Annotated in this window: 6 protein-coding genes; all 6 read left to right on the top strand. The window is 42.7% G+C overall.

Annotation, left to right across the window (positions count from 1 at the left end):
• Positions 1-107 precede the first annotated feature (107 nt).
• Positions 108-878 carry a Fe-S cluster assembly ATPase SufC gene (sufC, locus tag GMD5S_RS0209425; RefSeq protein WP_000114489.1) on the top strand — a complete coding sequence of 257 codons (771 nt, stop codon included), beginning with the start codon at positions 108-110 and terminating at the stop codon, positions 876-878.
• 27 nt (positions 879-905) lie between these two features.
• Positions 906-2168 carry a Fe-S cluster assembly protein SufD gene (gene sufD / locus GMD5S_RS0209420; RefSeq protein ID WP_000159650.1) on the top strand — a complete coding sequence of 421 codons (1263 nt, stop codon included), beginning with the start codon at positions 906-908 and terminating at the stop codon, positions 2166-2168.
• Positions 2169-2178: 10 nt separating this feature from the next.
• Positions 2179-3405 carry a cysteine desulfurase gene (locus GMD5S_RS0209415; protein ID WP_000887703.1) on the top strand — a complete coding sequence of 409 codons (1227 nt, stop codon included), beginning with the start codon at positions 2179-2181 and terminating at the stop codon, positions 3403-3405.
• A complete protein-coding gene (gene sufU, locus GMD5S_RS0209410) occupies positions 3392-3832 on the top strand; it encodes a Fe-S cluster assembly sulfur transfer protein SufU (protein ID WP_001218474.1) in 441 nt (146 codons plus the stop codon). Before GMD5S_RS0209415 ends, sufU begins: the two co-directional genes overlap by 14 nt.
• A 35-nt stretch (positions 3833-3867) precedes the next feature.
• The gene (gene sufB / locus GMD5S_RS0209405) at positions 3868-5280 is read left to right on the top strand and encodes a Fe-S cluster assembly protein SufB (protein ID WP_000797071.1); all 1413 of its coding nucleotides are present in this window, start codon (positions 3868-3870) and stop codon (positions 5278-5280) included.
• Between the two features lie 19 nt (positions 5281-5299).
• On the top strand, positions 5300-5805 hold a 506-nt coding region (locus tag GMD5S_RS10315; RefSeq protein ID WP_016893855.1), incomplete at its 3' end, for a hypothetical protein.

Genomic DNA, 5805 nt, shown 5'->3' with positions numbered 1-5805 from the left:
GTTATACTAGTAGAGTATATTTATGGACCTTTTCTTTTATTTTTAGAGAAATGTAAGTGATTTCTTTAAGGATAAAGGAAGTAGGCCAGAAAAAGAAAGGAACTATCATGTCAGTATTAGAGATCAAAGATCTTCACGTTGAGATTGAAGGAAAAGAAATTTTGAAAGGGGTCAATCTGACTCTGAAAACAGGAGAAATCGCAGCTATCATGGGACCAAATGGTACTGGTAAATCGACTCTTTCTGCAGCTATCATGGGAAACCCTAACTATGAGGTTACTAAAGGGGAGGTCTTGTTTGATGGTGTAAATATCCTTGAGTTGGAAGTAGACGAGCGTGCGCGTATGGGACTTTTCCTGGCTATGCAATACCCATCTGAAATCCCTGGAATTACCAACGCAGAGTTTCTTCGTGCAGCCATGAATGCTGGTAAAGAAGATGATGAAAAGATTTCAGTTCGTGAGTTCATCACTAAACTAGACGAGAAAATGGAATTGCTCAACATGAAAGAAGAAATGGCAGAGCGTTACCTCAACGAAGGTTTCTCAGGTGGTGAGAAAAAACGTAATGAAATTCTTCAACTCTTGATGTTGGAACCAACTTTTGCTCTCTTGGATGAGATTGACTCAGGTCTTGATATTGACGCCCTTAAAGTTGTGTCTAAAGGTGTCAATGCAATGCGTGGTGAAGGCTTTGGTGCTATGATTATCACTCACTACCAACGTCTCTTGAACTACATCACACCAGACGTGGTCCACGTGATGATGGAAGGTCGTGTTGTCCTTTCTGGTGGTCCAGAATTGGCTGCACGCTTGGAACGTGAAGGATACGCGAAACTAGCTGAAGAACTTGGCTATGACTACAAGGAAGAATTGTAATTCCCTCGTATCTTTTAGGAGAAGTAAATGACTAAAGAGAATATTAAACTTTTTTCAGAAATGCACGCTGAACCAAGCTGGTTGGCTGACCTCCGTCAAAAAGCTTTTGATAAGATTGAGAGTTTAGAATTACCAGTTATTGAGCGTGTCAAATTTCACCGTTGGAATCTGGGAGATGGAACCATCAAAGAAAGTGAACCTTCAGCAAATGTTCCTGACTTCACGGCTCTAGATAATCACTTGAAGTTGGTGCAAGTAGGAACGCAGACTGTTTTTGAACAAACTCCAGTTGAATTGGCTGAACAAGGAGTAATCTTTACAGACTTCCACTCAGCTTTAGAAGAAATTCCCGAACTTATCGAGGAATTCTTCATGTCATCTGTTAAGTATGACGATGACAAGTTGGCAGCCTACCATACAGCTTACTTTAACAGTGGTGCTGTTCTCTACATTCCTGATAATGTTGAGATTACAGAGCCAATCGAAGGAATTTTCTACCAAGACAGCGATAGCGATGTGCCATTTAACAAGCATATTATGATTATCGCTGGTAAAAATTCTAAGATTAGTTATCTGGAGCGTTTAGAGTCACGTGGCGAAGGTAGTGCGAAAGCAACTGCCAATATCACAGTTGAAGTGATTGCTCGTTCTGGTGCGCAAGTGAAATTTGCGGCCATTGACCGTTTAGGTGAAAATGTCACGGCCTACATTAGCCGTCGTGGTAAACTAGGCAACGATGCAAGCATTGACTGGGCAATCGGTGTCATGAACGAAGGAAATGTTGTTGCTGATTTTGATAGCGATTTGATTGGAAATGGTAGCCATGCTGACCTTAAAGTCGTAGCTCTTTCAAGTGGCCGTCAGGTTCAAGGGATTGATACTCGAGTGACTAACTATGGTTGCAACTCTATCGGAAATATCCTCCAACATGGGGTTATCCTTGAAAAAGCAACTTTGACCTTCAATGGTATTGGACACATTATCAAGGGTGCTAAGGGAGCTGATGCGCAGCAAGAAAGTCGTGTTCTCATGCTTTCAGATCAGGCGCGTTCAGATGCCAACCCCATTCTTTTGATTGATGAAAATGACGTAACTGCAGGTCACGCGGCTTCTATCGGTCAGGTGGATCCAGAAGATATGTACTACCTCATGAGCCGTGGCTTGGACAAGGCGACTGCTGAGCGTTTGGTTGTTCGTGGTTTCCTTGGCTCCGTAATTGTTGAGATTCCAGTCAAAGAAGTTCGTGACGAAATGATTGCAACTATCGAAGAAAAATTGTCAAAACGCTAAGGGGAAGCCTATGTTAGATGTAGAAGCGATTCGCAAGGATTTTCCAATTTTGGACCAGATTGTCAACGATGAACCTCTGGTCTATCTGGACAATGCTGCGACGACACAAAAACCACTAGCAGTTCTTGAAACGATTAACCGCTACTATGAGCAGGACAATGCCAATGTTCACCGTGGTGTTCATACCTTGGCGGAGCGAGCAACAGCTTCTTATGAAGCTGCTCGTGAAACCATTCGTAAGTTTATCAATGCAGGCTCTACAAAGGAAGTTCTCTTTACCAGAGGAACGACAACCAGCCTTAACTGGGTGGCACGCTTCGCTGAGGAAATTCTGACTGAGGGAGACCAAGTCTTGATTTCAGTAATGGAACACCATTCTAATATCATTCCATGGCAGGAAGCTTGTCGCAAGACTGGGGCAGAGCTTGTCTATGTTTATCTCAAGGACGGGGCTCTGGATATGGAGGATTTGCGCGCTAAATTGACTGATAAAGTCAAGTTTGTCTCTCTAGCTCAAGCCTCAAATGTTCTTGGTGTGGTCAATCCTATCAAGGAAATCACGAAATTGGCCCACCAAGTTGGAGCTATCATGGTAGTGGATGGTGCTCAATCTACGCCTCATATGAAGATTGATGTCCAGGACTTGGATGTGGACTTCTTCGCCTTTTCAGGTCACAAGATGGCTGGTCCGACTGGCATCGGTGTGCTTTACGGTAAAGAAAAGTATCTGGAACAAATGTCTCCAGTTGAATTTGGTGGCGAGATGATTGATTTCGTCTATGAGCAATCTGCTAGTTGGAAGGAATTGCCTTGGAAATTTGAGGCTGGAACGCCAAATATGGCAGGTGCTATCGGACTTGCTGCAGCAGTGGATTATCTGGAAAAGATTGGCATGGATGCCATTGAAGCGCATGAACAAGAATTGATTGCATACGTCTATCCAAAATTGCAGGCCATTGAAGGCTTGACCATTTATGGTTCGCAGGACCTGGCTCAACGTTCAGGTGTCATTGCCTTTAACCTAAGTGATCTTCATCCCCATGACCTAGCTACAGCACTTGATTATGAAGGAGTGGCTGTTCGTGCTGGTCACCATTGCGCCCAACCTTTGCTTCAGTATTTGGAAGTCCCAGCAACAGCTCGTGCAAGTTTTTATATCTACAATACCAAGGCAGATTGTGACAAGCTAGTCGATGCCCTACAAAAGACAAAGGAGTTTTTCAATGGCACTTTCTAAACTAGATAGCCTTTATATGGCAGTGGTGGCAGACCATTCGAAAAATCCACATCACCAAGGGAAGTTAGAAGACGCTGAGCAAATCAGTCTCAATAATCCAACCTGTGGGGATGTTATCAACCTCTCTGTCAAGTTTGACGCAGAGGACCGTTTGGAAGATATTGCTTTTCTAAATTCAGGATGCACGATTTCAACTGCCTCTGCTAGTATGATGACAGATGCAGTTTTAGGCAAGACCAAACAAGAAATTTTAGAACTTGCGACCATTTTTTCTGAAATGGTTCAAGGGCAAAAGGATGACCGCCAAGACCAACTTGGAGATGCAGCTTTCTTATCAGGTGTTGCCAAATTCCCACAACGGATTAAGTGTGCAACTCTAGCTTGGAATGCCCTTAAGAAGACAATTGAAAATCAAGAAGATAAATAAGAAACATAGAAATATATAATGAAAGAAAGGATATTATGGCTGAAGAAAGAGTAGAACCAAAACCAATTGACCTTGGTGAATATAAATTTGGTTTCCATGACGATGTAGAGCCTGTCCTATCGACAGGAAAAGGACTCAACGAAGGTGTTATTCGTGAATTATCTGCTGCTAAGGGTGAACCTGAGTGGATGTTAGAATTCCGTTTGAAGTCTTATGAAACCTTCAAAAAAATGCCTATGCAAACCTGGGGAGCAGACTTGTCAGAGATTGACTTTGATGACTTGATCTACTACCAAAAACCTTCTGATAAACCTGCCCGTTCTTGGGATGAAGTTCCTGAGAAAATCAAAGAAACCTTTGAACGTATTGGGATTCCAGAAGCTGAGCGTGCTTATCTAGCAGGAGCTTCTGCCCAGTATGAGTCAGAAGTGGTTTACCATAACATGAAGGAAGAGTTCCAGAAATTGGGTATTATCTTTACAGATACGGATTCTGCCCTCAAGGAATACCCAGACTTGTTTAAACAATACTTTGCGAAGTTGGTACCACCGACTGATAACAAGTTGGCAGCCCTCAACTCTGCAGTATGGTCGGGTGGAACCTTTATCTACGTGCCAAAAGGTGTCAAGGTAGATATTCCACTTCAAACCTACTTCCGTATCAACAACGAAAATACAGGTCAGTTCGAACGTACCTTGATTATTGTTGATGAAGGAGCAAGCGTCCACTACGTAGAAGGCTGTACAGCGCCAACTTATTCAAGTAACAGCTTGCACGCTGCCATTGTAGAAATTTTCGCTTTGGACGGAGCTTATATGCGTTATACAACCATCCAAAACTGGTCTGATAATGTCTATAACTTGGTAACAAAACGTGCCAAAGCTTTGAAAGATGCGACTGTTGAGTGGATTGATGGTAACTTGGGTGCTAAAACAACCATGAAATACCCGTCTGTTTACCTTGATGGAGAAGGAGCGCGTGGAACCATGCTCTCTATCGCCTTTGCCAATGCAGGGCAACACCAAGATACGGGTGCCAAGATGATCCACAACGCTCCACATACAAGCTCGTCTATCGTGTCTAAATCCATTGCTAAAGGCGGAGGAAAGGTGGACTATCGTGGACAAGTAACCTTTAACAAGAACTCTAAGAAATCTGTTTCTCACATCGAGTGTGATACCATTATCATGGATGACTTATCAGCGTCAGATACCATTCCGTTTAATGAAATTCACAACTCGCAAGTTGCTTTGGAACACGAGGCCAAGGTATCTAAGATTTCAGAGGAACAACTCTACTACCTCATGAGTCGTGGTTTGTCAGAATCTGAAGCTACTGAGATGATCGTTATGGGATTTGTAGAGCCCTTCACTAAAGAACTTCCAATGGAATACGCAGTTGAGCTGAACCGCTTGATTAGCTATGAAATGGAAGGTTCAGTCGGATAAATCCAAAAAGGAGAAGCAAATGGGATTTTTAAAAAAATTATTCGGTAATGTTGAAAAAGCGAATAAAGGTGAAATTCCTGTCGAGGAAATTGTTCCACCTTTTACAATTGATTTAGCAGAAGAAGCAGATGATTATTGGCGACAAATGGAACAAAACCTCTTGATAAACGCTGTAAAAGCTGCTGGTGGTCCTGAGGCCGTGGAACGTGCTTTTGTTCTTACTAATTTCAAGGAAAATCAAGAAACCTTTGAGCTCTTTTATCAGGTAAATGGTCAACTTCTTTCATGGAGAGAGATGGATGCGACAGTTGTTGATAAAATCAGCAATCAACTCCTTCCGCAAGCGGCAGAAGTAGCGCGTGCAGTAAATGAAAATTATGAAGAGGCAAATGTACCAGTAATCCAGTACGCTATGCTTCAGTTTGAAACTGCAACCATGGCTTGGTTTGGGCGAAAGCTTACAACAGCTTCTCCAGAAGCACAACTGACTTTTGAAGAATTGGTATCTGGTTGGCGCGCTATTTT

This window comes from Streptococcus sp. GMD5S (genome assembly GCF_000298715.2).
Taxonomy (GTDB): domain Bacteria; phylum Bacillota; class Bacilli; order Lactobacillales; family Streptococcaceae; genus Streptococcus.
The sequence above is the reverse complement of the archived record's forward strand: the minus strand, read 5'-3'. Positions and strand labels throughout refer to the sequence as shown.

Bases quoted from the DNA above. Each gene is read 5' to 3' on its own strand.
- sufC (WP_000114489.1), top strand. From the start codon at position 108: ATGTCAGTATTAGAGATCAAAGATCTTCACGTTGAGATTGAAGGAAAA.
- sufD (WP_000159650.1), top strand. From the start codon at position 906: ATGACTAAAGAGAATATTAAACTTTTTTCAGAAATGCACGCTGAACCA.
- GMD5S_RS0209415 (WP_000887703.1), top strand. From the start codon at position 2,179: ATGTTAGATGTAGAAGCGATTCGCAAGGATTTTCCAATTTTGGACCAG.
- sufU (WP_001218474.1), top strand. From the start codon at position 3,392: ATGGCACTTTCTAAACTAGATAGCCTTTATATGGCAGTGGTGGCAGAC.
- sufB (WP_000797071.1), top strand. From the start codon at position 3,868: ATGGCTGAAGAAAGAGTAGAACCAAAACCAATTGACCTTGGTGAATAT.